This window comes from Paraburkholderia sp. BL27I4N3 (assembly GCF_003386115.1).
Lineage (GTDB): Bacteria > Pseudomonadota > Gammaproteobacteria > Burkholderiales > Burkholderiaceae > Paraburkholderia.
Window position 1 is genome coordinate 1,215,567 of sequence record NZ_QREJ01000001.1, and the last position, 26,365, is coordinate 1,241,931.

The 26,365-nt window shown below is 55.6% G+C and carries 17 protein-coding genes and 2 pseudogenes; 12 read left to right on the forward strand and 7 right to left on the reverse strand.

Annotation, left to right across the window (positions count from 1 at the left end; genetic code table 11):
• The first annotated feature begins 25 nt into the window (after window positions 1-25).
• The 6 genes from B0G71_RS05520 to B0G71_RS05545 all read left to right on the forward strand — a co-directional run bounded on the left by B0G71_RS05520 (window position 26) and on the right by B0G71_RS05545 (window position 8,454).
• A complete protein-coding gene (locus tag B0G71_RS05520) occupies window positions 26-1,852 on the forward strand; it encodes a DUF1302 domain-containing protein (protein ID WP_116140242.1) in 1,827 nt (608 codons plus the stop codon).
• Window positions 1,853-1,940: 88 nt separating this feature from the next.
• Window positions 1,941-4,301: an RND family transporter gene (locus tag B0G71_RS05525; RefSeq protein WP_116140244.1), complete on the forward strand. Its 2,361-nt coding sequence runs from the start codon at window positions 1,941-1,943 to the stop codon at window positions 4,299-4,301.
• Window positions 4,302-4,314: 13 nt separating this feature from the next.
• Window positions 4,315-5,304 carry a YCF48-related protein gene (locus B0G71_RS05530; protein WP_258875490.1) on the forward strand — a complete coding sequence of 330 codons (990 nt, stop codon included), beginning with the start codon at window positions 4,315-4,317 and terminating at the stop codon, window positions 5,302-5,304.
• Window positions 5,305-5,547: 243 nt separating this feature from the next.
• Window positions 5,548-6,387, forward strand: a complete 840-nt coding sequence (locus B0G71_RS05535; protein ID WP_258875491.1) for an ABC transporter substrate-binding protein — start codon at window positions 5,548-5,550, stop codon at window positions 6,385-6,387.
• Window positions 6,388-6,503: 116 nt separating this feature from the next.
• Window positions 6,504-7,202: an SDR family oxidoreductase gene (locus B0G71_RS05540; protein WP_116140248.1), complete on the forward strand. Its 699-nt coding sequence runs from the start codon at window positions 6,504-6,506 to the stop codon at window positions 7,200-7,202.
• Between the two features lie 157 nt (window positions 7,203-7,359).
• Window positions 7,360-8,454 (forward strand): zinc-binding dehydrogenase, encoded by a 1,095-nt coding sequence (locus B0G71_RS05545; RefSeq protein WP_116140250.1) that lies wholly within the window; start codon window positions 7,360-7,362, stop codon window positions 8,452-8,454.
• A gap of 824 nt (window positions 8,455-9,278) precedes the next feature.
• On the opposite strand, the gene B0G71_RS05550 is transcribed toward B0G71_RS05545, so the two are convergent.
• The 4 genes from B0G71_RS05550 to B0G71_RS05565 form a co-directional block, all read right to left on the reverse strand.
• Entirely contained in the window at window positions 9,279-10,175 is an 897-nt protein-coding gene (locus B0G71_RS05550) for a DMT family transporter (protein WP_116140252.1), read from the reverse strand.
• Between the two features lie 245 nt (window positions 10,176-10,420).
• Window positions 10,421-11,284, reverse strand: a complete 864-nt coding sequence (locus tag B0G71_RS05555) for an SMP-30/gluconolactonase/LRE family protein (protein ID WP_181916718.1) — start codon at window positions 11,282-11,284, stop codon at window positions 10,421-10,423.
• Window positions 11,285-11,455: 171 nt separating this feature from the next.
• Window positions 11,456-12,946 (reverse strand): cytosine permease, encoded by a 1,491-nt coding sequence (locus tag B0G71_RS05560; RefSeq protein WP_116140255.1) that lies wholly within the window; start codon window positions 12,944-12,946, stop codon window positions 11,456-11,458.
• Window positions 12,947-12,955: 9 nt separating this feature from the next.
• Entirely contained in the window at window positions 12,956-13,168 is a 213-nt protein-coding gene (locus B0G71_RS05565) for a hypothetical protein (protein ID WP_116140257.1), read from the reverse strand.
• Window positions 13,169-13,507: 339 nt separating this feature from the next.
• Here B0G71_RS05565 and B0G71_RS05570 point away from each other — a divergent pair, with 339 nt between their 5' ends.
• Entirely contained in the window at window positions 13,508-14,620 is a 1,113-nt protein-coding gene (locus B0G71_RS05570; RefSeq protein ID WP_116140259.1) for a helix-turn-helix domain-containing protein, read from the forward strand.
• Window positions 14,621-15,327: 707 nt separating this feature from the next.
• Here the strand turns inward: B0G71_RS05570 and B0G71_RS41815 are convergent.
• Window positions 15,328-16,003, reverse strand: a pseudogene (locus B0G71_RS41815) (transposase); the annotation flags it as partial.
• Between the two features lie 241 nt (window positions 16,004-16,244).
• On the opposite strand from B0G71_RS41815, the gene B0G71_RS05585 reads away from it, so the two are divergent.
• The 3 genes from B0G71_RS05585 (at window position 16,245) to B0G71_RS05600 (ending at window position 20,943) form a co-directional block, all read left to right on the forward strand.
• Window positions 16,245-17,828: an NAD(P)/FAD-dependent oxidoreductase gene (locus B0G71_RS05585; protein WP_116140266.1), complete on the forward strand. Its 1,584-nt coding sequence runs from the start codon at window positions 16,245-16,247 to the stop codon at window positions 17,826-17,828.
• A gap of 337 nt (window positions 17,829-18,165) precedes the next feature.
• Complete coding sequence (locus tag B0G71_RS05590; protein WP_116140268.1) at window positions 18,166-20,094, forward strand: ATP-binding cassette domain-containing protein; 1,929 nt, start codon at window positions 18,166-18,168, stop codon at window positions 20,092-20,094.
• 318 nt (window positions 20,095-20,412) lie between these two features.
• Complete coding sequence (locus B0G71_RS05600) at window positions 20,413-20,943, forward strand: transposase (RefSeq protein ID WP_116140272.1); 531 nt, start codon at window positions 20,413-20,415, stop codon at window positions 20,941-20,943.
• A 34-nt stretch (window positions 20,944-20,977) separates the two neighbouring features.
• Here the strand turns inward: B0G71_RS05600 and B0G71_RS05605 are convergent, their stop codons facing one another.
• Window positions 20,978-22,519 carry an IS3 family transposase gene (locus tag B0G71_RS05605; RefSeq protein ID WP_116140274.1) on the reverse strand — a complete coding sequence of 514 codons (1,542 nt, stop codon included), beginning with the start codon at window positions 22,517-22,519 and terminating at the stop codon, window positions 20,978-20,980.
• A 117-nt stretch (window positions 22,520-22,636) separates the two neighbouring features.
• Between B0G71_RS05605 and istA the strand changes: the two are divergent.
• Window positions 22,637-23,587 (forward strand): annotated as a pseudogene (gene istA, locus B0G71_RS05610) (IS21 family transposase); the annotation flags it as partial.
• A gap of 359 nt (window positions 23,588-23,946) precedes the next feature.
• Here the strand turns inward: istA and B0G71_RS05615 are convergent.
• Complete coding sequence (locus B0G71_RS05615) at window positions 23,947-25,047, reverse strand: IS630 family transposase (protein WP_116140276.1); 1,101 nt, start codon at window positions 25,045-25,047, stop codon at window positions 23,947-23,949.
• A gap of 152 nt (window positions 25,048-25,199) precedes the next feature.
• On the opposite strand from B0G71_RS05615, the gene B0G71_RS05620 reads away from it, so the two are divergent.
• Complete coding sequence (locus tag B0G71_RS05620) at window positions 25,200-26,285, forward strand: IS630 family transposase (protein ID WP_116140278.1); 1,086 nt, start codon at window positions 25,200-25,202, stop codon at window positions 26,283-26,285.
• The last annotated feature ends 80 nt before the right edge of the window (window positions 26,286-26,365 follow it).

Here is a 26,365-nt window from a genome sequence, read left to right on the forward strand (position 1 = left end):
GTAGGCCTATAGAAAGGGGCAGGAAATGAAGGAAAAAGCTAAGACGGCCCGCTTATTCTGGACGACCATGTGTGGCCTGATGGTCTCTGGGTCTGCTAATGCATACACGTTCGACACCGGGATTGCCGATATTCAGGCGTCGTGGGTGTCGAACGTCACCGGAGGGGTTGCTACACGCACAAAGTCTCCCAGTTGCTCGCTAACCGGAGACCCGAACGCAAATGGCTGCGGCGCAGGGGCAAACACTTCGCAATGGGCCAACGGGGACGACGGAGACCTTAATTATAAAAAAGGCCAGCCGTACAGTGCTTATATGAGTCTAACGTCAGAATTGCTGCTGACCATGCCGAGTGAAGGCCTGAAGTTCCTTGTTCGCGGTACGGCACTTTATGACTTCGCAGCGGCCCATACTCAACGTACGGATCTCTCCCCTGGAGCCTATAACCAGGTGGTTAAAGACGCCGATTTGTTGGACCTTTGGGTGCAGAAAGATTTCAACATCGCGGACCAAAGCGCACATGTACGCATTGGTAATCAGGTGATAAATTGGGGTGAAAGTTACTTTGCATCGGGTGGTATCAATGCGACTAACTCTCTCGATATTCAAAAGCTTTTGATCCCTGGAACCCAACTCAAGCAGGCCCTGCTGCCCGCTCCGATGATCAGCTTTGCTAGCAGCTTGCCGGTCGGCTTCTCCACGGAAGCTTATCTGCAGGGTCAGTGGCACAGCAATCGCTATCCTCCTGTCGGCACTTACTGGTCGACTTCGGACGTCTTTGGCCGGGGAGCGCAGCCTGCTTCGTACAACACAGGCAACTTTAACCTCAGTGGAGTTGACGCGGGTACGATCGCTGGGGCGGGCAGCAAGAACAACGGACTCATTGCCACGACGAACCAGAACCTCGTGAACGGACTGTACAGCGGGCCTCCTACCAACGCGCTCGGTGTGCCGTACAACACGGTGCTGCCTAGCAATAGTCCCCAATTCGGCGTGAAACTAGGGTATAAGCCTCCTAATGCTGATATCAATTTTGGGTTTTACTACGAAAACTATATCGATAAAGCTCCGGTTTTGTCATACCTCGCCAACGGCACTGCGCAGTGGTCCTACGAGAAAAATCGCCAGTTGTTTGGTGTCAGTGCTAATTTTTCATTGGGCGACTGGGCTATCGGTTCAGAGCTGTCTTATCGTCCAAGCGACGCCGTAGCGATGTCAGGCTGCTTTGGCGCAGGAGGTCCATCGGATTCGCAAACCAACGGAATGTCAGGAAGTGACTGTGCGGCATACATGAATATGAAGAAGTTTCAGCTTGATGTGAATGCGCAGCTGAATCTCACAAAGACATCCTATCCGTTCCTGAAGTTGATCGGTGCCGACATGGCGGTATTCACCGCGGAAGTTACTGCAATTGATTATCCGGGTCTTAAGACGGGGGGGCAGTACTTCAGCACGGTTGGGGGAAAGACGGTCTATCAGATAGCGGATGCCGGGTATGGCACGTGGCTGAACAACAACTCGACGCTGGGTTATCAGATCGCAGCAGCTCAGGGAACGGCCCGATCGGTTGGATTGACGATGGACTTCAACTGGACATATGACGGTACCGTAATTCATGGCTGGCAACTGACGCCCGGCGTGACATTTACAGACTCGATATCTGGCTACACCCCCACGTTCTCGGCTAACTACGAGCAAGGTGCGAAGTCGATCAACTTTTACGTCCTGTTTAACCAGAATCCTCAGGTTTGGCAGGCCGGGATCAATTACACCATGTTCTTTGGCGGTAACGCGCTTTCCCAGCCCTACGGTGACCGTAACTTCGTTGGCCTGTTTGTGACGCGCAATTTTTAATTGGTCTCCAAGGACTGAATACAAGCTGCGCCTCCGTTCGATTGGAGGCGCAGCCGTTACGACTCCTCCGACAACTAGGAGACTGGAAGTGTTATTCAGCATTATCAGACATATCGAAGACTCGCTGTTCTCGCGTCGATTCTTAGTATTGGCGTTGTTCGCGGCGTTTACTCTAGTTATGGGAATTTTTGCCGTCCAATTGAGAATGGACGCAGGGTTCGAGAAACAAATCCCGATCGGTCACGAATATATTCAGACATTCAACCAGTACCGCGCTGACTTGTTTGGAGCGAATCGGCTGACCGTGGTTGTTAAGTCAAAACACGGCACCATTTGGACTCGAGAAGGTCTAGCAAAACTTGCATCTGTCACCCAGGCAGTTGTTTATCTGCCTAACATCGACAGGCTTGGCGTTCAATCACTATGGACGCCAAACAGTTTCGTCAACGAAATTACTGAGGAAGGATTTCGGTCTCAGCCGATCATTCCCGGAACAGTGACAGTCGAGGGTTTGACGCCAGACGTGATCGCAGGGATCCAGCGGTCGGCTGTAGAAGGCGGTTTCGTTGGGTCACTGATCTCGCGCGATGAGACGGCGGCGATGATTACGGCGGAAATAGGCGAGGTAGGAGCAGACGGAAAGAAGATCGATTACATTCAATACAACCGTCTGTTAGAAGAGAAGCTTCGGAAGCCATTCGAGGACGGTCACTATGACATACAAATCATAGGCTTCGCTAAGCAAATTGGCGATATCGCCGACGGCGCGAAATCTGTACTCGTATTTTGTGTCATTGCCTTGTTTTTAACTGCGTTAGCAGTTTACTGGTACTGTCATTCAATTCGATTTACGGTGTTACCCATTGCGTGTTCGCTTACGTCACTGGTATGGCAATTCGGGACGTTAAAGCTGTTAGGTTTCGGTCTCGATCCTCTTGGCGTACTCGTTCCATTCCTGGTATTTGCTATTGGTGTGTCGCACGGAGTGCAGCAGATCAACTTCATCACTCGAGAGCTGGCACACGGAAAGTCATCGATGGAAGCGGCGCGTCACAGCTTCACGGGCCTGCTTATTCCCGGGACGCTGGCGCTCGTGACTGCCCTCGTGTCGTTCGTGACGTTACTTACGATTCCGATTCCGATGATTCGGGAGCTCGCAATCACTGCGTCGCTCGGTGTCGGCTACAAAATTCTGACAAATCTGGTTATGCTGCCCGTCGCTGCATCATGTTTCCAGTTCTCGGAGGCATACGCTGCGAAGGCGATGGCGAAGCGCAAACAACGATCAATATCGTTGCTCAAATTCGCTCGTGTTGCCGAACCACGCAACGCCGTGATTGTGATTTTTGTCGTGGCAGGAGTATTCGTAACGGCAGTTTGGCAGAGCCGCGACCGGATTGTCGGAACACTACAGCCCGGTGCTCCTGAGTTGCGACAGGATGCTCGTTACAACCGAGACGCAGTGGAGATTGCAAGTAATTTTGACGTGGGGCTTGACTGGCTATCGGTGGTGATCGAGGCGCCTGCTGACTCGTGCGAAAACCCGGCCGTCGGCATATTCGATGATAAGTTAACCTACGCACTTAGGGATGTGCCTGGTGTCGTGTCAATCAGCTCATATCCGGACATGCTGCGCACGTACAACCAAGGCTATAACGAAGGCAATCCCAAGATGCGCGTCGTGCCTATCGATCCGGGAAATTATGCTGGGTTGAGTACCGAGATCGGACGCGTTCGGGGCTATCTGAACAAGGACTGCAGCATGACAGCGGTCCACCTATACCTGTCGGACCACAAGGCGACCACAATCAACAACGTCATCCAGGCTGTGAAGCAGTTTCGCGCTAGCCATCCAACGCCCGGAATTCGCGTTCGTCTGGCAGGCGGCAACGCAGGATTGTTCGCAGCAGTCAACGACGAGGTGGCGAAAAGCGAGCTGCCTATGATGCTTTATGTCTATGCGGCGATTGTGCTTCTGGTACTTGTGGCTTACCGCGATTTGCGCGCTGCAGTTGCGTGTTGCCTCCCGCTGACTGTCGGTACCTTCATTGGCTACTGGTTCATGAAGGCACTCGATATAGGACTGACAGTTGCCACGTTGCCCGTCATGGTGCTCGCCGTGGGTATAGGCGTGGACTACGCTTTCTATATTTACAACCGGCTTCAAGCACATCTGGCTGCGGGACAGCCAATCGTCAAAGCGCTGGAAAATTCGATTTTGGAGGTAGGTATGGCGACCATTTTCACAGCGGTGACGCTAGCGATTGGCGTTGCGACGTGGAGCTTCTCCTCTCTGAAGTTCCAGGCTGACATGGGTAAGTTGCTTGCGTTTATGTTCATTGTTAACTTGGTCATGGCGATGACAGCGCTTCCTGCTCTTGCCGTCGTACTCGAGCGACTATTTCCACGACGGAGGCCGGCCCGTGCGCCCGGCGTGTTCGGTCACTGAGGAGATTTCAATCGTGAAAAGCAATATTGTGCGAAATATAGGCGCCGGGGTGCTGGCTGGTTGCTGTCTAATGTCGCTCGCTCGCGGTGTGGAACAAGTAGGCGAAGCGAAGCCGCAGTTGCAAATTCGCCCTGCCGAAAGGTCCAGTGCTGCGACAGGAGTGCAACTTTTAGGGGTGGCTAAAGCAGGTCGGCGCCTTGTCGCTGTCGGCGATCATGGCGTTGTGATGCTCTCGGATGACGACGGCCACTCCTTCAGGCAGGCCGCTACCGTACCGGTGGACTCGACGCTGACCGCAGTTTCGTTTTCTGATGCACATAATGGCTGGGCGGTCGGTCATTGGGGAGTGGTCATCCGGACTGTTGATGGAGGCGACACCTGGGCGCTCCAGCGTAGCGATACTGGCACTGACCAACCCCTGTTCTCGGTATTCTTCAAGAATGCAAACGAGGGGTGGGCAGTGGGTTTGTGGTCACTGATGCTACATACGACAGATGCAGGCGCAACATGGACCGCCGTTAAGCTACCGCCGCCTCCCGGCTCCCAGAAGGCTGATCGAAACTTGTACAAAATCTTTGCCGACTCTGATGGAGCATTGTATGTGGCTTGCGAACAGGGGCGCGTTATCCGATCGACAGACTCAGGAGCGCACTGGACCTACGCGGAGACGGGATATTCAGGTTCGTTTTGGACCGGCGCCGCACTTGACGACGGTACGCTTTTGGTCGGAGGACTCCGCGGCTCTATCTTTCGTAGCTCGGACCACGGGGTAACTTGGCAGGCGTCAAAAACACCGTTCAAGAGTTCAGTCACCGATATCGTACAGACGCAGGACCATAATGTGTTGGCGACCTCACTTGATGGCGTCATGTTGACGAGTATCGACGAAGGAAAAACATTTGCTGGCAAACAGGGGGCGAACCGCACAGCATTGACGGCCGTGATCGACCCTCAAAAAGGAGTGCCGGTTATTTTGTCAGATCAGGGTGTCGCCAAACCGTAGTCTCCTTAGATCAATTGGTGTAGACTGACCGTGCAGTATGTTTTTGCATCTTCTTGGTCTAAAATTAAAAGTTCCATATTCCGACTAACTGCTGAGCAGCCTATGTCATCCGAGTGAGTCTTAGTCTTTATAAGGCTTTCCAAGAAGGAAAAATGGCTTTAAGAGCGTATACGGATCCGTCGATCAACTGGATTAATACATTAGTAATCCTATATATGTTTTTCGGTTTATAGGGAAATCACGATGAAACGTACAACTTTATTGATGAGTAGCAGCATTCTCGTCTTCGTCGTTTCGATGGGCCTTTCGCTTACGGCTAGCGCTGAGGAATGCAAGCCAAAGCACCAGATCAAAACGATTGTTCCGGGAACGTTGACGATCGTCAGCCAAACGTTTCCTCCATATGACATACCTAGCGCGGATGGTTCACTATCAGGCGTTGAAGGGGACATTCTGAAGTCGTTTGCCGAGCTGGAATGTCTGAAGATCAACACTATGGTCGTGGACGCGTCCGCAGCGATTCAGTACTTGGTGACGAACCGGACGGACCTCGCGGCGGCGTCGTGGTTTCGGACTGCGGAGCGAGCAAAGGTCGTCGGCATATCCGATCCGCTCTATCTGGACCAGCTAGGGATCTATTCGAAGGAAGGCTATTCAAAAATCTCTGAGCTTGAGGGTAAGCGCGTCGGGACGATTCAGGGATATAACTGGGTGAGCGATCTTCAGAGGACCCTTGGCGGGAACGTGAAGATGTACCCAAATCCTGTTGCTTTGGCACAAGATCTGGCGGCAGGCCGCGTTGATATTGGTGTTGACAGCTACGGTACTGGCGTCTACGCGCAAAGGAAAGGCGGGTACGCCAATCTTAAAATCCGGGTAGGCGAGCCAGATGAGCGGGTGCGCGCCACTGTCAATTCGGCACAGATCGGCTTCCTCTATCAGAAGGGAAACGACTCACTCGGAACCGCGTTGAACGACTATATCGCTTGGATACATAAGAACGGCAGCATGGTTAGTATTTTCAAAGAGCATGGGCTTGATGCCAAGGCCGCGGATCCCGGACCCTCGCGTTTGATTCAGTAGTCGAGTTGAAGTCCACAAGTTCAGCAAAGGGCGCTGCGATATTTCCGGCAACAACAGCGTAGCGTCTCAGTCATAAACCCTGTTTAGAGATTATTCTTATTTGTATGAATACTGAAATGAAGAAGGTTGCGATCGTCACCGCTGCGGGCAAGGGAATCGGCGCAGCTATCGCTCGACAGTTGGCCTTGAACGGCTACGAGGTGGCGCTGATGTCGCCGTCTGGCGCTGCGGTCGGAGTCGCCCAGGAGTTGGGGGGAATTGGCTTGGCCGGATCGGTGACTTCCCTGGAGGATCTGGAGTCGCTCGTGAAGACGACGCTGTCCCGATATGGCCGCATCGATGCCGTTGTGCACAATATCGGACATCTTCCCTTCGGCGACTTGCTTGAACTCGACGATCAGTCATGGACCGGTGGCTTCGAGATGATTATTCTCAGCGCAATCCGAATGATGCGTCTGGTCACGCCAGTCTTTCTTGAGCAGGGCCACGGAGCCGTGGTCAATATTTCGGCATATGGCGCTGTTGCGCCGGAACAGTCCTTTCCGATTTCCTCGTCGTTGCGGGCGGCGCTGAGTGCTTTCACCCGTCTGTATGCGCAGCGGTACGCAGATAAGAATATTCGGATGAACGCGGTGCTGCCTGGTTTCGTCGACAGTTGGGACGCCCCACCCGAGATCATTGCTCGAATCCCGATGAAACGCTTGGCAACGACCGATGAGGTCGCCAAGACGGTTGAATTCCTCCTGTCGGACGGCGCGGGTTACATCACCGGACAAAACATCCTGGTCGACGGTGCACTGGTTAACACTTTGTGACGTGGCTTCGACGGTCGTCGGATCGCTTACGCTAAAAGCGAGTTCTTGCGTGTGTCCAAGCGGACGCATATGGACGAACTGCCGCCAAGACATCTCCGACTGCCCCCCAACAGGGGATTTCTTTTGAATTTGAATTAACTGTTTTTGGAGGCGCCCCATGCGCTGTAGAGCCGCAATTCTTTACGAATATAACAAGCCAATGAAGGTTAAGGAAATCGAGATTGGGGAGCCTAAAGAGGGGGAGGTCCTCGTCAAAGTGGCGGCGAGTGGAGTCTGTCACTCGGACCTATCGGCGGCAAAGGGACTGTATGGCGACCTAATGCCGGCGATTCTCGGGCACGAGGGCGCTGGTGTTGTCGAATCCGTTGGGCCGGGCGTGGATCATGTCTCAGTCGGCGACCACGTGATTTTGTCGTGGAAGCCGACCTGCGGGCATTGCCGTAGTTGCCTGCGGGGACGACCGAATCTTTGTGACGGCGCCAATTGGATCGACACTGGCCGTATGAAGGATGGAACGAGTCGCTACAAGTGTGATGGTCAGGAGATTCTGCACTTTGCTGGGACTTCGACTTTCGCAGAATACACTGTCGTAGCAGCAGAATGTGCGATCCGAATCGAGAAGGATCTTCCGTTGATTCCGATGTCACTGGTTGGATGTGCCGTTACTACCGGTGTCGGCGCCGCCCTCAATACAGCACACATTCAACCCGGTGACACGGTTGCGGTCATTGGATGTGGGGGCGTAGGCCTGAGTGCGATTCAGGGCGCGCGCATTGCGGGCGCGGGGAAGATCATCGCTATTGATCAATCGGATGGTGCGCTAGCGCTAGCGCAGTCGCTCGGAGCAACCCATGTGGTTAATTCCGCTCGGGACGCGGCTGTCGAGGCTGTCATGGAGATCAGCAAGGGCGGCGTTGACTGCAGTATCGAAGCGGTCGGCCGCCAAGCCACCATGGAACTTGCAGTAGCGATTCTTCATCGCGGCGGAGAGGCGATCCTTGCAGGCGTTGCGCGCTCGGATGTTGAAGTTAGCTTCAGGCCTTTTGTTCTAGTGCGCCGGGAACACGAGATCCGTGGCAGCTTTTACGGTTCGGCGACACCGGAAGTTGACTTTCCCCGATTCGCAGACTTTTACCGGCAGGGCAAGTTGGATCTCGACACGATGGTGAAGGTCCGCCGTCTGGACGAGATCAACGACATCATGGCGGAGATCGAAATAGGGCCGCTGGGCCGAAGTGTGATTCAGTTTTAAATTACAAAGACTTGCGCCATACACGTAATTTCGTAGGTTCGCCTCCCGGCAATCGCCGGGGGGGCGCCTAGATTCCCTCAATTCACCCCCTTTCACCTGCATCTCGGACGTGCTGTGCATCCGAGAGCATCGAGGTCGAACTTGCCTCGCTCGACAACTTGCAGATCACTTGCCCGTCGCAAAGTGGCGTTTTTTCGAGATGCTGTGGGCCTTCGCGTTATGGGAGTGTCACAGAATCAGAGGTGCGGCAGTTGATGATGGCAATCGGCAATGGTCGATGGCGCCAAGAACACGGGTCCGAACTGGACCCAAGCGCATCCATCGCGCTAAGCTAGTTCTGGCGACTAGCAACTTTGTCACCGGACGGCGCGTCACAGCCCATTGATGAATTTGGGTACGTTGTCCGCGACGACCTTCAGCATTAAATTAAATGCTGCTGGATCGCCAGTTAATCGTAAGCATCCGACGATGCTTGAAATTACCCAGTTCTTTTCATGCTAGCTCATACTTGCCGCACCAGCTAGGATGAGAGACTTCGTAACCTGGTCACGGCTAATCGTGAGCCGAGCTACGCCGCCCTCAGGGAGCTCCTCCATGAATGGTTACCGTGGACCTCGGCGCCAAGCATCGCTGCGGCGATCATTAGTGGCTTGGAACTTAACTCCGTCTGCCTTTAGGGTCAGGCTTTCGCAGCGCCGACCCCAAACATCGGCGACATACCTCGATGTGTGCCAGCCAAACACCTCTAAGACCCACTGCGTGTTCATAGGTTCACGCCCTTGCGGCCTCAGTGATGACTTTCCGCAACGCCAGCAAAGGCACTCCTAACTGCGTCTAATTCTGCTATATGACTTCCGTATGCTCTGCGGGAGCAAGTCAAGAACAAGCAGGAATCCCGAGACGACCAACACGGCGCCTGTTGCCTGCACGACAGACAACCGTTCGTTAAGGAGCAACGTCCCAACCGCGACTGCAACAGCCGTAACCAAGAATTCCACGCTAATCGCTTTCGTTGCCCCGACTTTCGCCACAAGAGCGAAGAATGTGACATAGGCGAAAGAGCTCATAATAATAGCGAGGACACATAGATAGACGAAATCTGTTGTTGTTGCTGACCTAGGTATTGGTACGAGCGCAACCAGAGGTAAAGTAATCAGTCCACCAGTGACAAATGAGCCGATAGTCAATTCTAGCGGACCGATATTCTTCTGGCGGCTGGCGTAGTGACTACCGAACGCAGCACACAAGGAGCTAAAAGTCGAGGCGGCGCAACCGACGGCGAAGCTCGCCGACATTCCGACGGACGGGAAGCCGACCAGCAATATAACGCCGCAGAGTCCACAGATTAATCCCAGCAGACGGACGCCGAAGATTCTTTCATGACCGAATATGCGGCCAATGAGCATTGAGAATAGGGGAATGGTGGCAACAAGAATTGCTGCCATAGCCGTCCCGATAATAGGGGTTGCATACGACAGCCCGATCGACTGGCCAGAAACGGAGGTGGCCCCGACCACGATCAGTGGCCAGAGCCTACCACTGAATGAAAGTTTCCGGCCGGTGACCATAACAATTATTGCCAGCGCGGCTGCAGCAATAAGTGCTCGGAAAGAGACGGCGGCCGCCCACCCAAACGCATGGACAACCTTCGCCACGAATAGGAAAGACAGCCCCCACGCGATCGACAGGAAACCAAAACTAAATATCACACCAACATTCATCCTCGCCCCCGACTACTCGACAACACCCAGGCCATTAAAAGGTGCCAAACCGCGCTGAATAATCGCCTGAGGGGATCGGGTCCATCAATGCTGGTCGCCGGCTGCCAGACGGAGTTTGACCTCGATCCGATGAAGTCGGATTAAGACGGCGCGTCGAGCGCCGTATGCGTATTTGCACGAAAAGGCGAATGTAGTGGGAGCGCAGCCGTCGTGTAGCAGTCCCCGGAGCGTTCAGTTCGTCGAGCTTATAGAACCAGATCGACTACACACAATTTTCCTGGCCAAGGCGCGCCCGACTTATCGTCAATGACCATCGCTACCAGAGATTTCCCATCGGGTGTGAAGGTGAGGTTGCTTACCCCTGCAGCAGGAAACTTGTACGCCCGGACGAATTCGCCCGTTGGGGTAACAACGGCAATCCGTCCGCTGGAGTATTGCGCGATATACAGATTACCGTCCGGACCAAACTTGATGCCGTCGGGATAGCCGTCTGGACCGGCACCCTTGTCTGCCTGAGGTACGCGGACAAAAACTCGGCGATCTGACAACGTGCCGTCCTCACCAATGGCAAATGAAATGATGCGGAAGGCTTCCGATTCCGCAACTAGGAGACGAGTTCCCTCATTGGCCAAGACGATGCCGTTAGCGTAGTGGATGTCGTCCGCCATTTGCCGCAAGCGGCCGCTCGACGAGATGTGAAACACCTTTCCAACGATCGGATCCGTCTCCCACGGTCCCGAAGCGGTGAAGTAGACACCTCCGATGCCGTCCGGAACAAGGTCGTTAGGTCCAATCATCGGCGTGCCATCGTCAGCCTTATCGAATTCTTCGATCAACTCTCCATTCAGCGAGATATGCAAAACTGAGTTGCTGAAGTAGCCGGCAACGAGAAGACCCTTGCAGAATGTAGTGACAGCGTTAGGCCCAAGCCCGTCACGTTGGAATAGCGTCGATTTTTCGGTCCCATCCAAAACGGACACGCGATTTGCACCGGTCTCCACATAATAGAGTTTGCCTTTGACAAAAATCGGGCCCTCGGGGAACATTGCCTCATTATCGATTACCGTTGATTCGACGGTCGTTCCGCCTACTTCTACATTGATCTTCATGATTGGTGGAAACAGAGAATTTGAGACGCCGCGGGCAGACGTAGCGCGGGCGCCACGCCAGCCGGCAAGCATGCTTTTAGTCACAACGGCGTCGGTTGGAGTTCGTAGTTACGAAACCAATTTGCGTCGCTTGAATGGCCTCGCGCACGAGGCCACATATAGCCTTTTACATCAAAGCGCGACCTTGATCGTCCCGGTTTGGCCTTCCGCGGAAGCCTTGCTTGTGCCGCTACTACCGGAATAACTACCTTTGCCTAGCGGCTTCAGAATGAATTTCGCGGCTACCAGATAGGCAATCCCAGAAAGAATGACGCCGGGAAACGATGCTCCCATATACCTGAAAGAGAACGAAGACGCCGATGTGACTGGGTCATACAGAGCAAGATACCCCCAAGTCGATAGCGCGATGATCAGCATCGCCACCCAGTTGACGCCCCCCCAGTACGCGTACTTGCCATAGGCGTTAAATAAGTGAGCGGGATCGATTTCCTCTTTACGCAAGAAATAGAAGTCGACGAACGTAATCCCGACGATACCGACAAACATTACGCCGTTGTATGAAAGCCAGGTCATCACTTCAGACAAAAGCCATTGCGTGCGGAACGCAAAGTAGATACCCGGAGTGAGCATCAGCGCTAACAGGACATCCCAGCGAATACGAGCCAGGATCCTCACCTGCTGAATAGATACGGCGGACAGGTACATCATCACCACCATCGTAGCAACGTTTGCTGTCAGTACGACCGACATCACAATGGTTCCAAGCACTGGGCCTGCGAGCGAAATCATCCAAATGGTCGGGTCAGGCGTGCCGGCGCTGATGGCGGCCAGAGCGGCCACTGATGACACGAATGCGGCTCCAAGAATTCCTGCACCAATAACGGTTGGACCAACAACATGTCTGCGACGCTTCGCAAGTCGGGTGAGGCCGCCAATGACCGGCCACCAAGTCATCGCGTTTGACGCACCGAATTCGACCGCGAGAGCCATACCCTGCAACCGGTCATGTGTCAGCATTTGACCCGCAGGTAGCTGCTTGATCCACAATGTGCCGATGCCGTAGCGGTGAACCAAAACGCCCAACATAAGCACCGTTATCAGCATATGCAGCGGACCAACGTAACCATTGAGCCGCTCGAAGAGCTTCGGACCTTTTACGGTAATCAGCCACGCAAGGACAAGCACCACAAGCCCAACGCAGATCACTAGATGCTCATGGGGTAGGCTCGTGGACGAGGTGCTGGTGATCGTTGCAACAACGTTCGCCGCACCACGCGCGGTCAGTGCTTCAAGCACATACGACCAGCCGAGCAGCGTCGCTAGCAAGCCGAATAACGGGATTACGGCACCGCGATAACCCATGCTCGGCTTTGCTGAGTCGACGACATCAGTACCATATTTGAACGTGGGGCCGCCCGAGGCGAGCGTTACGACGGCCATGCCGATAATCATGCCGATAGCGTAACCGACCGCGCCGAGTCGCCAATCTCCAACAGCGGGTAGGTAACCACCGATCAAAAATGCCCAAGTAGCCGCGCTAAACGTGCAACAAGTCCAGAGAAAGGAGGTGTACGTCGAATAAACCCGCTCCCCGCTGAGAATGGGCAGGCGACCCGCAAGGGCTTCACGTTCGACGGTCGAACGTTGATTGCTAGATGCCATGGCTTACTCCTAGTTTACAAGTCGCAGTGCCACTATCCACACGATGGCACCGCCAACGCACCACAACACCGCCTCGAGTAGCATCGGACGACCCGACTTGGCGCAATCGGACCCGAAGTGTTGTCCTTCCAGCATTTCATTGATCTGGTTCGCCAGATCCTTGTTGAGGCGGAACTCTTCGTCGTCCAAATGCGCTATCTCGCTCAAAGTTTTTGATGCCATATTCCCCTCCGTCCTGTATCGAGACGACCTTTCAGCACAAAGTTGTGCAGTGCTGCTTAGCGGACGCGGGGTTCAGGATGCTCCTATCACACGTCCGCGTCATGTCCATACTATGCGACCGATAATTTTGACCAGCTAGCCAGTTTCGGCAACTCCGTCAAACTGATTTGTCCGATTACGCTTATCGGCTACTTTCGCCTCCTACCGAGTCGACGTCCTCGTTCACGCTCTGACTGCGCATCATGCCGCGCCGCCGTGGAAGCCACGTGAGACAAGGACTGGGGTCGCACGACCGCCGAACACGGGAACAAGTAGCGTTCTCAAGCAGGAACGACTCGCTTGGAGATCTCCGTGACAACCCCAATACCGTACATTTTTGACATCGCGTTTCATGACTGTTTTTGGCATGGCTTAATAGCCTCACCCTTGAAGCGGCTGGGTCTCGTCGCTTACTGTCTGCACCTAAGCCCGATCCAAACTGCCATGGTTACCTCTGTTCGTGATATCTCCAGCTCATATAAGGTTTCGCGGGCAAGCCATCCCAACGAACACGCCGCTGCGTACCGTGATTGGATTGACCACAGGCTGTACCAGTTGAGCCCCAAATTTTCCTTTGATGCGGTGCTGCTGGACCATCAAGTGCGCGACGAAATTTCGGTCAATAAGGAGACGATTACTACGCCTTCGATTGAGCAAATGGGACGTGTTCCTGAGGACAAAGTCCTCATCGCGCTCATCCGGTCCACGAGCGGCGTCATCATGAACGGGCGGCAGGTCAACGGCGACATGATTTACTTGGCGTCAGGTCGCAGCGTGCAGTGCATTACGAAAAGCTCTGTGCAGAGCGATTTTCTGACGCTCGATCGACGTTTTTTTGTGGAACGGCTCCCTTTAGCGAACCTGCCAATCTCCGGATCGAATGGATTTGAGTTAGTTGTCAAACCAGCGACAGGACTAACGACCGCCTACCATCGAAAAGTCGGTCGACATTTCGACTTACTCGACGGTGATCCACTCTTTTCGGAGATTGACCACAGTACCGAGTCTCTTCTTACATGCGTCGGGGAAATGCTTGGTGGAGGGACATCCGACAATGACACTTGTCCGAATGCGTCCACGCGCGCTTACATAGTTCGCAGGAGTAGCGAACTATTCGTTGCGAATTGTCATGACCAAGAATTTGGCGTGCTTGACCTGTGCAGCCATCTCAAGATAAGCCGAAGAACGCTGCAATATAGCTTCGAACAGGTAATGGGGATATCTCCGATGCAATATATGCGCATCGTCCGGCTCAACGTTGCTCGTCGCGCGCTGACGGAGTCGGCCGCGGGAGCGCAGATCCAGGGTGCGGCCTTCGATGCGGGATTCGGCCACATCGGCCGCTTCTCCAAATATTATTCGGATTTCTTCGGCGAACTGCCCTCTGCCACGCTTCAAAGCGGTCGGGCATGAATCGTTGGGCGCGGTTAAACCTCACCGAAATTTAGTTCTGGCCTGTTAGCGATCGGGGTCCAACGGTGCCCAACCCCAGTCAGAGCGGGTCCGTGTCCGAGGCCGTCGACGCCAAACTTCATCGCGGACCTGATTAGAAAACGCCGACGAACTAGAATACGTGCGTCGTCCCAACCTAGGCTGGTTCCCGCGACCCTCTTTTCGATCATGCGCTCGCCGAACGTGGTCGCATCTCTCCCGCACTCTGTACCCACAATCGCACGCTTGCGTTACTGCAACCACCGCGTTGACGGCATCGGACGTGTGCACAGGCATGCTCGCCAGACTCGATGACGTGTTTGGCGAACTGTAAGGGCGTGGCGAGCATACCCGCGCTGTCACTTTGGAAGCTTTCCGCAACGTGCGCCACGTACCTTGGTTGAGGCAGCCGAACTGGTCCGGGTACGGTTGATTGGGCTCTCCGCCGCGCGTGTAGGCGAGCAGCGGTCTTAGGCTGGTTGCCGCCGCTGACGCGCTGGGGGTGGGCGCTCGCCAAGACCAAAAGCCGCGGGCCGGCCGGTATGCCCTTGCGCGGATTTTGCTGTAAGCCCACTCGCTGTGAATGCTGCGCTTGATCTTGCCCGCGGCGCTGAGCGGCAGATGCTGTTTCATACGGGCGGCGGGCCTCAGCCGCAAACCGAAGGTAAGCGGCCGGTCATCGTCTCGGGCCAGTTGGACCTGCCCATAGCCACGCCGAGCAATGCGTGTTCGGCGATCAGATTGTCGATCTCGGCTTGACCAACGCGGCAGTGATAGGCCACCGAGTCAGTGTGCACTGGGTTGTCTTGAACGTGTCCGATTTCGCTGACAGTGTGAGAAGCGTTGCATGGAACCACCGTTTCATGCCATAGAGCAGCGGCACGACGTGCGCCTGGTGGACGAGTCGTCGCTCTTCAGGCGGCTTGTCGCGAATGTGTTCTGCAACGCGGTAGAGCGCCGATGCGCTCCAGTGGTTCGCCGGTAATCGGCGATGGTCGCATTTTTTGCAGATCATGCAGCTTTCAACGTGCGTGTGCGATGCACGCTGCCGCTTGAATCTGACCGCCCAAGTAGCGTTGAGCGCAGCCAGCGAAATGCGTCTGCCTGCAGGATACCCTCAACGTCCACACGATGCCGCTGCGGATGCTCGCCGCGGCTATCTGGCGCTTAGGCAAGCCGGGCTGTTGGATCGTCGGTTGAACAGCTGGGTCGATCATCGCAGACATACAACTAGAACCGACCGGTTTTCGTTCTGCCATTGCTCGGAGCGAGAACCGACAGCAGCGTGTCGTCAGCGTGAACCTTGCTGCTACCCAGCGCGTGGCGGCACACGGCATCGTCGAGCGAATCGAGTAGCCGTGAAAGTTGCGCGTCTTCGCTGTGAGAGGCGACTCTATCAAAAACGGGTAGGGTGCCCCGTTGATTGGCCTTGCTAGTCGGGAATTTGGCGATATATACTAGATGGTCAGTTTTTTGTCTCGCTCGGTCTTTTTCCGCATTCGAGGATCAATAGCGACTCAGATGCTGCCTGCTAAACGCGACTTAGCTGAGCATGCGGGGGCGTTGTGTTTCGTCGTAGTCAAGATGAGTATTCCAGAGAACCAACATGGCTGAATTTGACGTCGTAATCGTCGGTGGTGGGCACAATGGGCTCGTTTGCTCTGCCTACCTTGCAAATGCCGGTCTCAAGGTCTGTGTCCTTGAGCGTCGACCAATTGTCGGCGGAGCGGCCGTGACTGAGGAGCTGTGGCCGGGGTTCCATCTGTCGGTAGCCTCATACTGGATGTCGCTTCTTCAGCCCAAGATCATGCTGGATCTTGAGCTCAAAAAGTACGGTGTAAAGGTCCTCGAGACAGCTCCGGGAATTCAGCCGTTCTCTGACGGTCGTAGCATTGTCTTCTGGCCGGACGTCAAGCAGATGTGCGAGGAGCTGCGCCAGTTCTCCGCCGAAGATGCGGAGGCGTATCCTCGTTTTGTTCAACACATGGAAGGGCTCGCCACTCATCTCAGGAAACTTCTTTTTGAAGTGCCGGTGGACCCCACGACGGGCAAGATGAGGGATGTTGCGAAAGCGCTCGCATTCGCCTGGCGCTTCAAGAAGATCGGTGCTCGTTTTTATGACCTGTGGGATCTTCTGACGCTGAGCGCGTACGACTACCTCAAACGCTGGTTTTCCAGTCCAGAGGTCCTGACAATTTTCGGTTGTTATGCGTCGGGTAGCGGTGGCAACATTGGCCCTAAAAGTCCCGGCTCGGCTTACGTGCTCGCCCGACCATTCTTGAGAGACGGCAAGACGGCAGCGGGCCCTGGCGGCCTCGTACAGGGAGGGATGGGAAGTATTTCGCAGGCGATGCGTCAATGCGCCGAAGATCGAGGTGTCACGATTCGCGTCAACGCCGTGGTCGACAGGGTAATCGTCGAAAACGGGATTGCAAAAGGCGTAAAGCTTGCTGACGGCGAGGTCATCAGCGCCCGTGCGGTCGCTAGTAACGCGGCATCGAAAGTTCTATTTTTAAACCTTCTTGATCCGAGCGACGTGCCATCCACGGTGATTGATGCGGTCAAGCGTATCCGCACAGATTCATCATGTTTTAAGATCAACCTCGCCACCAAAGCGTTGCCTGCATGGACAGCAATGAAGAGACGCGGCATTTCTCACAATCCGGGGTCCATTACCATCGCTGAAAACTTGGAAGAGTTGCAGCGTGCCTTCGAGAGTGCCGGTCATGGCGAGATGGCCGAACGACCGTATATGTGGATCATCACGCCAAGCGCGGTTGACAGGACAGCCGCGCCCGAGGGCATGCACACCGTTAGCATTCTCGGCGGCCACGTCCCTTATACGCTAAACAGCGGACCATGGGACGAAGCGGCCCATGATCGCCTCTTCGAGATCGTGATGCGTCAGATCGAGCGCTACGCGCCGGGGTTTAGCGATGATGTCTTGCATCGACAGGTGCTTGCGCCGCCCGACATTGAGCGAATTTTTGCCCTCCCTGGTGGCCATGTGCACCATGGGGAGCTAAGCCTCGACCAAACGTTCTTCCGGCGTCCGATAGCCCACTTCGCAGACTACCGCACGCCGATCCGCTCGCTGTATCAGTGCGGCGCGTCGACTCATCCGGGCGGCGGCGTTACTGGTGTTCCAGGTCATAACGCGGCAACAGTGATTCTTTCTGACCTGAAATGATACGAAGTGCAAGTGCAGATCGCGTTACTGCCTAGGGGCAATGCCTGAGTTCGTCAAAACCGGCGACGGCAGGGAGCGCCTAGAGCGGAACTACGCATCTTTGCAAAAATTGCGACAGTAGGGACCCGACACAGAGCGTCGTCGGGGTAACGGGGAAGGTGACAGTCCGAGTTTTCCGATTATGTCGTTGGAATGGGGCTGAGAGCCCTTCGGTTTAGATAGCCTTCCCGAGGGCTTTGGCTGGCAGAATGCATGCGATCTACCAGCCTTTTTCCTCAAATCGGCCTGTCATTGGGCATACCCAATTCAACTCTAACGCGTATAGCGCCCCCATGCTGTGATTCGTTTTGAAAACTTTAGCCTTGCGCGCGGAACGAAGCCGCTGTTCGATTCTGTCAGCTTCGTACTTCACGCGGGCGAGAAGGCCGCGCTCGTGGGGGCGAACGGAGCGGGCAAATCTAGCGTGTTCGCGGTGCTGAACGACGAAATAACGCCGGACGACGGACGCGTGTCCGTGCCGGCTGCGTGGCGTATTGCGCACGTGTCGCAGGAGTTGGCTGCGACGGAGCGTTCGGCCTTGCACCATACGCTCGATGGCGATTCAACCTTGCGGGAAATCGAACGCCTCATCGTAGCTGCTTCGGCGGCGCAGGACGGCACCGCTGAAGCAGCAGCCCACGGCGCCTTTGCTGATGCTAATGGTTACACTGCCCCGGCACGGGCAGAAGCGCTCCTACTCGGCCTTGGATTCACGCTTTCAGAAACACGTAAGCCCGTTAGCAGCTTCTCCGGAGGTTGGCGCATGCGCCTTAACCTTGCGCAGGCGCTCATGTCGAGTTCGGATCTTTTGCTCCTCGACGAACCGACCAACCATCTCGATCTCGATGCGATTCTGTGGCTGGAAGATTGGCTGCGCCGCTACGCAGGGACTCTTATCGTCATTTCACACGACCGCGATTTCCTCGACTCGGTATGCACCGTCACGTTGCACATTGAGGGTCGTGAGATTACGCGGTACAGTGGAAATTACTCACAATTCGAAACGTTGCGAACTCAACAACTTGCGCTTCGACACAGTCTCTTCGAAAAACAAGAAAAGAAGATTGCGCATCTACAAAGCTACATAGACCGGTTCAGATACAAGGCTACGAAGGCGAGGCAAGCGCAAAGCAGGATCAAGGCGCTCGAGAAGATGGAGCGACATGCTGCTGTCCATATGTCGCAGCATTTCTCGTTTGATTTCCGCTCACCTAACCCGGCACCGGACCCACTATTAGTTATGGACGGTGTAAGTTGCGGTTATGTTTCTGACGGACTCAATGAGACCGTAATTGTCGAACAGGTGAAGCTGTCCGTTCAGAGCGGGCAGCGCATAGGATTACTAGGCGCCAATGGAAAAGGTAAGTCGACCTTAATCAAGACGTTGGCCGGGCTGCTTTCCCCGCTTACCGGCGAGGTGCGACCAGGAAAGGGGCTCGCCATCGGCTATTTCGCCCAGCATCAACTTGAAACTCTTTGTTCCCGAGATACACCGCTGGAGCATATGTTGGGTATCGCTCCGCAAGCGCGAGAACAAGAGCTCCGAAACTTCCTCGGCAGCTTCAATTTCACTGGCGAGATAATTACGTCATCGATTAGCCTGTTGTCGGGCGGCGAGAGGGCGCGACTCGCGCTGGCGCTGATCATCTGGAGCAAACCAAATCTTTTGTTGCTCGACGAACCTACGAACCACCTTGATCTCGAAACCCGTCAGGCGTTGACAATGGCGCTGGCACAATTCGAGGGATCGCTGATCTTGGTTTCGCACGACCGGCATCTACTGCGCGCGACCACTGACCAGTTCATGCTCGTGTGCGGGCGCCGGCTGCTGCCCTTCGACGGGGATCTCGATGACTATCGGGCTTATCTGCTTGCACATTCCGGAGAGACAGCTAGCCAGTCGAATTCTTCCACGAGCGGTGGTGAGCGGGCTCACGCTGCAACGAAATCCGACCGTCGTAAAGAGAAAAAGCGAGAAGAGGCTTATGTGCGCGAGCGTGCTGACCGTGAGCGAAGACCCCTTCAGGAAAAGGTAGTACGACTTGAAAAGGAAATGGAAAGCATCAACATCGAACAAAGTAGACTCGGCGCGGTTTTTTCAAGTCCCGAAGATTATGGCACCGAGCGTGCGGCTGCTGCTCGTCGGCTCGGTGAGCTTCACGCGACATTGGTCGCATTAGAAGCCGAATGGATAGAAACGCAGGAAAAACTGGAGAACGCGAAATAGCTTCCTCCATTATTTCGTCATAAAACCTGCCGTCAACTTCTCGATCTGGTTGTTTGTGACACTCGGGTCGAGCCAGCACGTAGGTTGACCGAAGACGTTCCACCCAACTTTGCTGCTTAATTCCGACGCACGCTCATGCTTGCCAACGTGTGAACGCAGCGCCACTCCGACTGGGTCATCCGCGAGATGCAGTCTCTCCTTCATATGGATGAAGCTCGCGATTGCGCCGTAACCGTCCGACCGCGCTTGCAATTACCCACTTCTTTTTAGCGCGAAACCTGGTATCCTGGCATACACGATGTCCCGTGTTCGAGCGAGATGGCCAGCAGGCGACAGGCGGATGATCAGTCGTGGTTTGACCGCGAGGTCCGGGAAAGCGATTTTCAGGATACCCGGCTACGTCGGCGCTTCGCTATCCTGCTGGATAAGCTATGGGCCGGCATGGGACAGACGATCCCTTTCGCTTGTCAGGACTGGGCTTCGACCAAGGCCGCTTACCGTTTTTTCTCCAACGACCGCGTCAGCGAACACGATATTCTGAGCGGTCATTTCAATGCCACTGCGGCACGTTTCGCGGCCGCAGCCGGCCCGATACTGGTTCTGCAGGACACCACGACCTTCTCCTATCAACGGGAGCATCCAGAACTCGTGGGTTATACGGGCACCAGCACGACGCGCGACCGGTTCAACCAGACAAGCGTGCGGACACAGTGCGGCATCCTGATGCATTCCAGTCTGGTGGTTACCGCCGACGGTCTGCCACTGGGTCTGGCTGCGGTGAAGTTCTGGACAAGAAAGCAGTTCAAAGGTTGTTCGGAGCTCAAGCTGTTGATTTGCACGGAATCCTGACCCACCGGGGGTGCGGCTAAATACTTGGACTGGTTTATGCTGCGATTCCCAGGCTCTCCCGGTATTCGAGCGGGCTGAGAGCGCCTAGCGAGACCTTGATCCGCTTCGCGTTATACCAGCGTATGTAGGAGTCAAGTACCTCAATGAATTGCTCGACGGTCGTAGTCCGCCAATCACGGGAATGGAACCACTCCGTTTTGAGCCGCCCGAAGAAGCCTTCGCAGGCCGCGTTATCGGGTGAGCATCCTTTGCGTGACATCGAGCGAACTAGTTTGGCATCACGTATGCGTGCGAGCCATCCAGGCCAGCGATAGTGCGCCCCGCGATCAGAGTGGACCACAGGCCGTTTATTACTGTTGGCTACCGTCTTGATGCCCTCATCAAGCATGGTATTTACAAGTTCGGCATCCGGCCGCGTGCCGATTGTCCAGCTCACCACCAGTCCATCGAAGCAGTCGATCAACGGAGACAGATACACCTTGCCGGCCGGGATCTGGAATTCGGTAATGTCGGTGAGCCACTTCTCGTTCGGGGCTCCTGCGCGGAAGTCACGATTGATGATGTTCTCCGGCGCAGGGCTTATTTCTCCGCCGTAGGAGCGGTAGCGACGTCGTCTTGCTGTGGCAGCGGTCAGCCCATCCTGCCTCATCAAACGTCGCACCACTTTCTCCGAGATAACGACCTTCTGCCTGCCCAGTGCAGCGCGTATCCGGCGATAGCCATAACACCGGTGATTGACTTCAAAGATGTCTGCGATGACTCGGCGAGCGCCAGCATACTTGTCGGCCACGAGCAGACGCGCACGATGATAGAAGTAGGAACTGCGAGCTAGCCCCAATACGGCTAAAAGCTCTGACAACGTGTAGGTGTTTTTCAGGGCATCAACCAGCATCGTCTTCTCCCGGTTGCTCAGGAGTTGCGGGACGATGCCCATTCCTTTTTTTATCAGTTCGTTCGCCTTCTTCAGGATGTCGTGCTCGAGCTGCAGTTGCCGGACGTCGCGTCGAAGCGATTCGACCTGCTGTTCCAGTTTCGCACGCTCATTGTCCGGCGCTGGCTTCTTCTGGCGTTTCATGGATGCTGGGGCTTCACGACCGAGTAGCTGGTTCTTCCAATTGTAAAGCGTCGGCCTGCTCACGCCTGCTTTCTGCGCAAGCAGGCGCGCGCTTTCCTCTCTGGTGCACAGTTCGATGACTGCCGCCTGCTTCACCGCCGGCGATTTCGGAATGCTGCCAGTTGCTCTGCCGACAATGCGTTTTCCGATTTCGGGATGCAGTTCTTCGATCCAGGCGGCGAGCGTCCCGCGACTGGGATATCCCAACGCCCTCAAGGTTGCAGCAGCACAACGGCCCTGGCCTAAGTAATGATCGACGGCCACCTTCTTCCGTTCGGCCGAATATACCGGCCTGGAACGAACATAGCCGGTCCGCAAATCATGACATCGTTCGTATTCGAGATGCCACGATTTCAGAGAATTCTTGGTCGGATAACCCAGCTGTCGGATGGTCGCCCCGACGCGCTTACCCAACTTCAAATAAAGCCGGACCGCTCGCATGCGGTCTTCGTACGAGTACATGAACTACCTCCAGGTAGTCCAAGTTTTCGTCCGCAGCTCCACCCCTACGCAGTAATTCGCATCGAATATTGACCCACGTAGAACACTGACCTGCTCGGCAACGGGCAGGGGAAGGGAGTGATCGACGTGGCTATATTGAGCATCATCCGACGCTGGCACTTTCGCGATCATGTCTCGTTGCGCGAGATTGCCAAACGGCTGGGCGTGTCCAGAAACACGGTCAGGCGTTACATACGGGCCGGCACCGTACTGCCTGCCTATCCCGAACGTCATAGCCCCAGCAAACTCGACGGGTTCGCGGCGAAGCTTGCTGGCTGGCTCAAGACCGAAGCGACCCGGCCTCGCAAACAGCGAAGAACTCTTAAGCAGATTCACGCGGATCTCTGCTCGCTGGGTTTCACCGGCTCCTATGATCGCGTCGCGGCGTTTGCCCGACGCTGGCGACAGGAACAACACGAGCAGGCGAAGACGACCGGACGCGGGACGTTCGTTCCCCTCCGGTTTGCTGCAGGCGAAGCGTTCCAGTTCGACTGGAGCGAGGACTGGGCCGTCATCAACGGCGAGCGCACCAAGCTGCAGGTCGCGCAACTCAAGCTCAGCCACAGCCGCGCCTTCTTCCTGCGTGCCTACCTGCTGCAGACTCACGAGATGCTGTTCGACGCCCATCATCATGCGTTCGTTGCGTGGGGCGGCATTCCACGCCGCGGCATCTACGACAACATGAAGACCGCCGTCGACAGGGTGCGTCCCGGCAAGGTCCGCGAGGTCAACGCGCGGTTCAGCGCAATGGTGAGCCACTACCTGTTTGACGCCGAGTTCTGCAACGTCGCCTCGGGCTGGGAGAAGGGACAGATCGAGAAGAACGTCCAGGACAGCCGTCACCGGCTCTGGCAGAAGGTGCCGACGTTCGGTTCACTCGCCGCGCTCAACGACTGGCTGGCCGATCAATGCGTGCTGTTGTGGCAGCAGACCCGGCATCCGGAGCAGGACATGACGATCTGGGAGGCGTGGTCGGCCGAGCGGCCACACCTGATGCCGGTGGGCCAGCCGTTCGATGGTTTCGTTGAACAAGCGCATTTCAAGCCCGAAGGGCTAACAATGGACAGAGCTATCGACGGCGCAATTAGAGAGCTCGCGAGATTTTCTATTCATCCGGAATCCTGATCACGATCGCTTAGCTTGCTAGCTGCGCGCATCCTTCGATATTTGCGCTATCTGCCAGCGGTGTTAGCCCAATGTAGCGGATGGCGCCTCACGATGAAGCCGGGCAAACACACATGATTAACCGTCCGCGCTTAGTTGACGCGGGACACGCGATGGGATGGAACGTTTGAAGGGCGGTGTGCGCCACCGCGGTGGGGCACTGATACCAGCTTTCTAAGCGGTGCCGGTTGCCCAAAGACCGGTTTCGCGTGTGATGGTCTGAGCTAGTGTCCCGAGTTAGAAATTCGTAGACAAAATCGCTTGACGCTGGCGAGGATGTCGTCGGCCGATTTGGTCCAGTTGAAAGGTCTCGGGTCGGTGTTGTTGATCTGGATGTATTGGCGAATCGCCTGTTCGAGTTGCCGGGTGGAGCGATGAGTACCTCGGCGGATGTAATTCTCGCTGAGCGTGGCAAACCAGCGTTCGACCTGGTTGATCCACGAAGCAGAGGTCGGGGTGAAGTGCGCATGAAAACGCGGATGGCGCGCCAGCCAGATATTGATTGAGGAGGTTTTGTGCGTACCGTAGTTATCCATCACCAGATGCACGTCCAGTTGGGGGGGCACGTTGGCCTCGATGGTGCGCAGGAACTGCAGGAATTCGCTGCTGCGATGACGTCGATGCAGTTCGCCGATGACTTCGCCCGTGGCGATGTCCAGCGCCGCGAACAGTGTGGTCGTGCCGTGGCGCATATAGTCGTGCGTGCGTCGCTCAGGGATGCCCGGGGCCAGCGGCAGCATAGGCTGGGTGCGGTCCAGCGCCTGGATCTGGCTCTTCTCGTCCACGCACAACACCATGGCCTTCAGTGGCGGATCCAGGTACAGCCCGACGATATCGCGCACCTTGTCCACAAAAAATGGATCGGTGGAGAGCTTGAAGGTCTCCTGCCGATGCGGCTGCAGTCCGAAGGCACGCCAGATCCGCGACACGGCTGTCTGCGACATCCCCATCTCGTGGGCCATGGTACGCGTGCTCCAGTGAGTCGCGCCCGTGGGTACGGATTCGAGCGTGCGTGCGACGACCGCCTCCACCTGCGCGTCCTCGATCGTCCTCGGCGCTCCCGGGCGAGGTGCATCAAGCAACCCGTCCACACGGTGACTGATGAATCGCGAACGCCACTTCGACACGGTATGCGAGGTGACACGTTGTCTTGTCGCGACCGTCTTGTTGTCGACGCCCTCGGCGCAAGCCAGCACGATGCGCGCTCTCAGGGCAAGCGCCTGTGCCGTCTTGCGCCGCATCGTCAGTGCAGTCAGCTGTCCGCGTTCCGCTTCACTCAGGATCAGTGGCGTCTTGGGTCTTCCTCTCATCGTTGCCTCGCTCATTTGCGAACCCTGGAACCCAGGTTAGTACATAACGCAAATAAGGCAATTAATTTCTAACTCGGGACACTAGTGTAGTGCGTCATAAATAGTGCAACTTATTCGCAATTTTCTTGTCTTGTTCCTTTGTATTCCTGATTGATTGAAGGGGGATCGTGAGAATTGCTGAAAAAGTCGAGCTGAGCGAAGGGCAACGCAATCAACTGGAAACATGGGCAGCTGGCCGCACAGTCGCGGTTCGACTGGCCGAGCGCGCCAACATGATATTGCTCGCGGCACAGGGTCTGACAGACAAAGAGATCGGTGCAAAGCTGGGTGTCTGGCGAGGCACGGTAGCGCGCTGGCGGGTTCGCTTTATCGCTGGCGGTGTAGCGGGTATCGAACACGACCAAACGCGCTCGGGGTGCAAACCGAAGATTTCGGCACGCAAAGTGAAGGCCATCGTGGCGCTGACCACGCAGCAACGTCCCGATAACGCGACGCATTGGAGTACGCGCAGCATGGCGGCAGCGGTCGGCGTCAGTGCAGCGAGCGTGCGGCGCATCTGGCAAGCGCATGGACTCAAGCCGCATCGGATTGAAACCTTCAAGGTCTCGAACGACAAGCACTTCGCCGAAAAACTGGAGGACATCGTCGGACTTTATCTCGATCCGCCGGAGCACGCACTGGTCTTCAGTTCTGACGAGAAGTCCCAGATCCAGGCTCTGGACCGAACCCAGCCTGGCTTGCCGATGAAGCGAGGTCGTGGTCAGACGATGACGCACGATTACAAGCGCAATGGTGTGACGACGTTGTTCGCCGCACTGAACACGCTCGACGGCACTGTCATCGGCCAGTGCCAAACGAAACATCGTCATCAGGAATGGCTGGGCTTCCTGCGCAAGATCGATTGCAGTACACCCAAGGACAAGGAACTGCATTTGATTGCAGACAACTATGCAACCCATAAGCACCCCGAGGTGAAGGCGTGGCTGGCCAAGCACCCACGAATTCACATGCATTTCACGCCCACCAGCGCCTCCTGGCTCAATATGGTTGAACGTTTCTTTCGTGATCTATCGGAAAACCAACTACGGCGCTCTGCATTTTCCTCGGTGCCCGACCTGGTGAGCACCATCGAACAGTACGTCGAGAAGCACAACCGTGATCCGAAACCGTTCATCTGGACGGCAAAGGCTTCCGATATCCTGGCGAAAGTCACGCGTGCCAGGAAGAAGCTGAATAAGATGCAATCCGTTTGACGCAGACCACTAGCACATTGTCGCGTTTGCGCTGAGGGTCGCCTTCCGCGGAACGGTCGCGCTGCAATCAACCGTCCCGG

Coding starts and splice junctions, on each gene's coding strand:
- B0G71_RS05560 (WP_116140255.1), bottom strand. CDS start 12,946: ATGGCATCTAGCAATCAACGTTCGACCGTCGAACGTGAAGCCCTTGCG.
- B0G71_RS05535 (WP_258875491.1), top strand. CDS start 5,548: ATGAAACGTACAACTTTATTGATGAGTAGCAGCATTCTCGTCTTCGTC.
- B0G71_RS05555 (WP_181916718.1), bottom strand. CDS start 11,284: ATGAAGATCAATGTAGAAGTAGGCGGAACGACCGTCGAATCAACGGTA.
- B0G71_RS05550 (WP_116140252.1), bottom strand. CDS start 10,175: ATGAATGTTGGTGTGATATTTAGTTTTGGTTTCCTGTCGATCGCGTGG.
- B0G71_RS05545 (WP_116140250.1), top strand. CDS start 7,360: ATGCGCTGTAGAGCCGCAATTCTTTACGAATATAACAAGCCAATGAAG.
- B0G71_RS05540 (WP_116140248.1), top strand. CDS start 6,504: ATGAAGAAGGTTGCGATCGTCACCGCTGCGGGCAAGGGAATCGGCGCA.
- B0G71_RS05520 (WP_116140242.1), top strand. CDS start 26: ATGAAGGAAAAAGCTAAGACGGCCCGCTTATTCTGGACGACCATGTGT.
- B0G71_RS05585 (WP_116140266.1), top strand. CDS start 16,245: ATGGCTGAATTTGACGTCGTAATCGTCGGTGGTGGGCACAATGGGCTC.
- B0G71_RS05605 (WP_116140274.1), bottom strand. CDS start 22,519: ATGTACTCGTACGAAGACCGCATGCGAGCGGTCCGGCTTTATTTGAAG.
- B0G71_RS05615 (WP_116140276.1), bottom strand. CDS start 25,047: ATGAGCGAGGCAACGATGAGAGGAAGACCCAAGACGCCACTGATCCTG.
- B0G71_RS05600 (WP_116140272.1), top strand. CDS start 20,413: ATGGCCAGCAGGCGACAGGCGGATGATCAGTCGTGGTTTGACCGCGAG.
- B0G71_RS05565 (WP_116140257.1), bottom strand. CDS start 13,168: ATGGCATCAAAAACTTTGAGCGAGATAGCGCATTTGGACGACGAAGAG.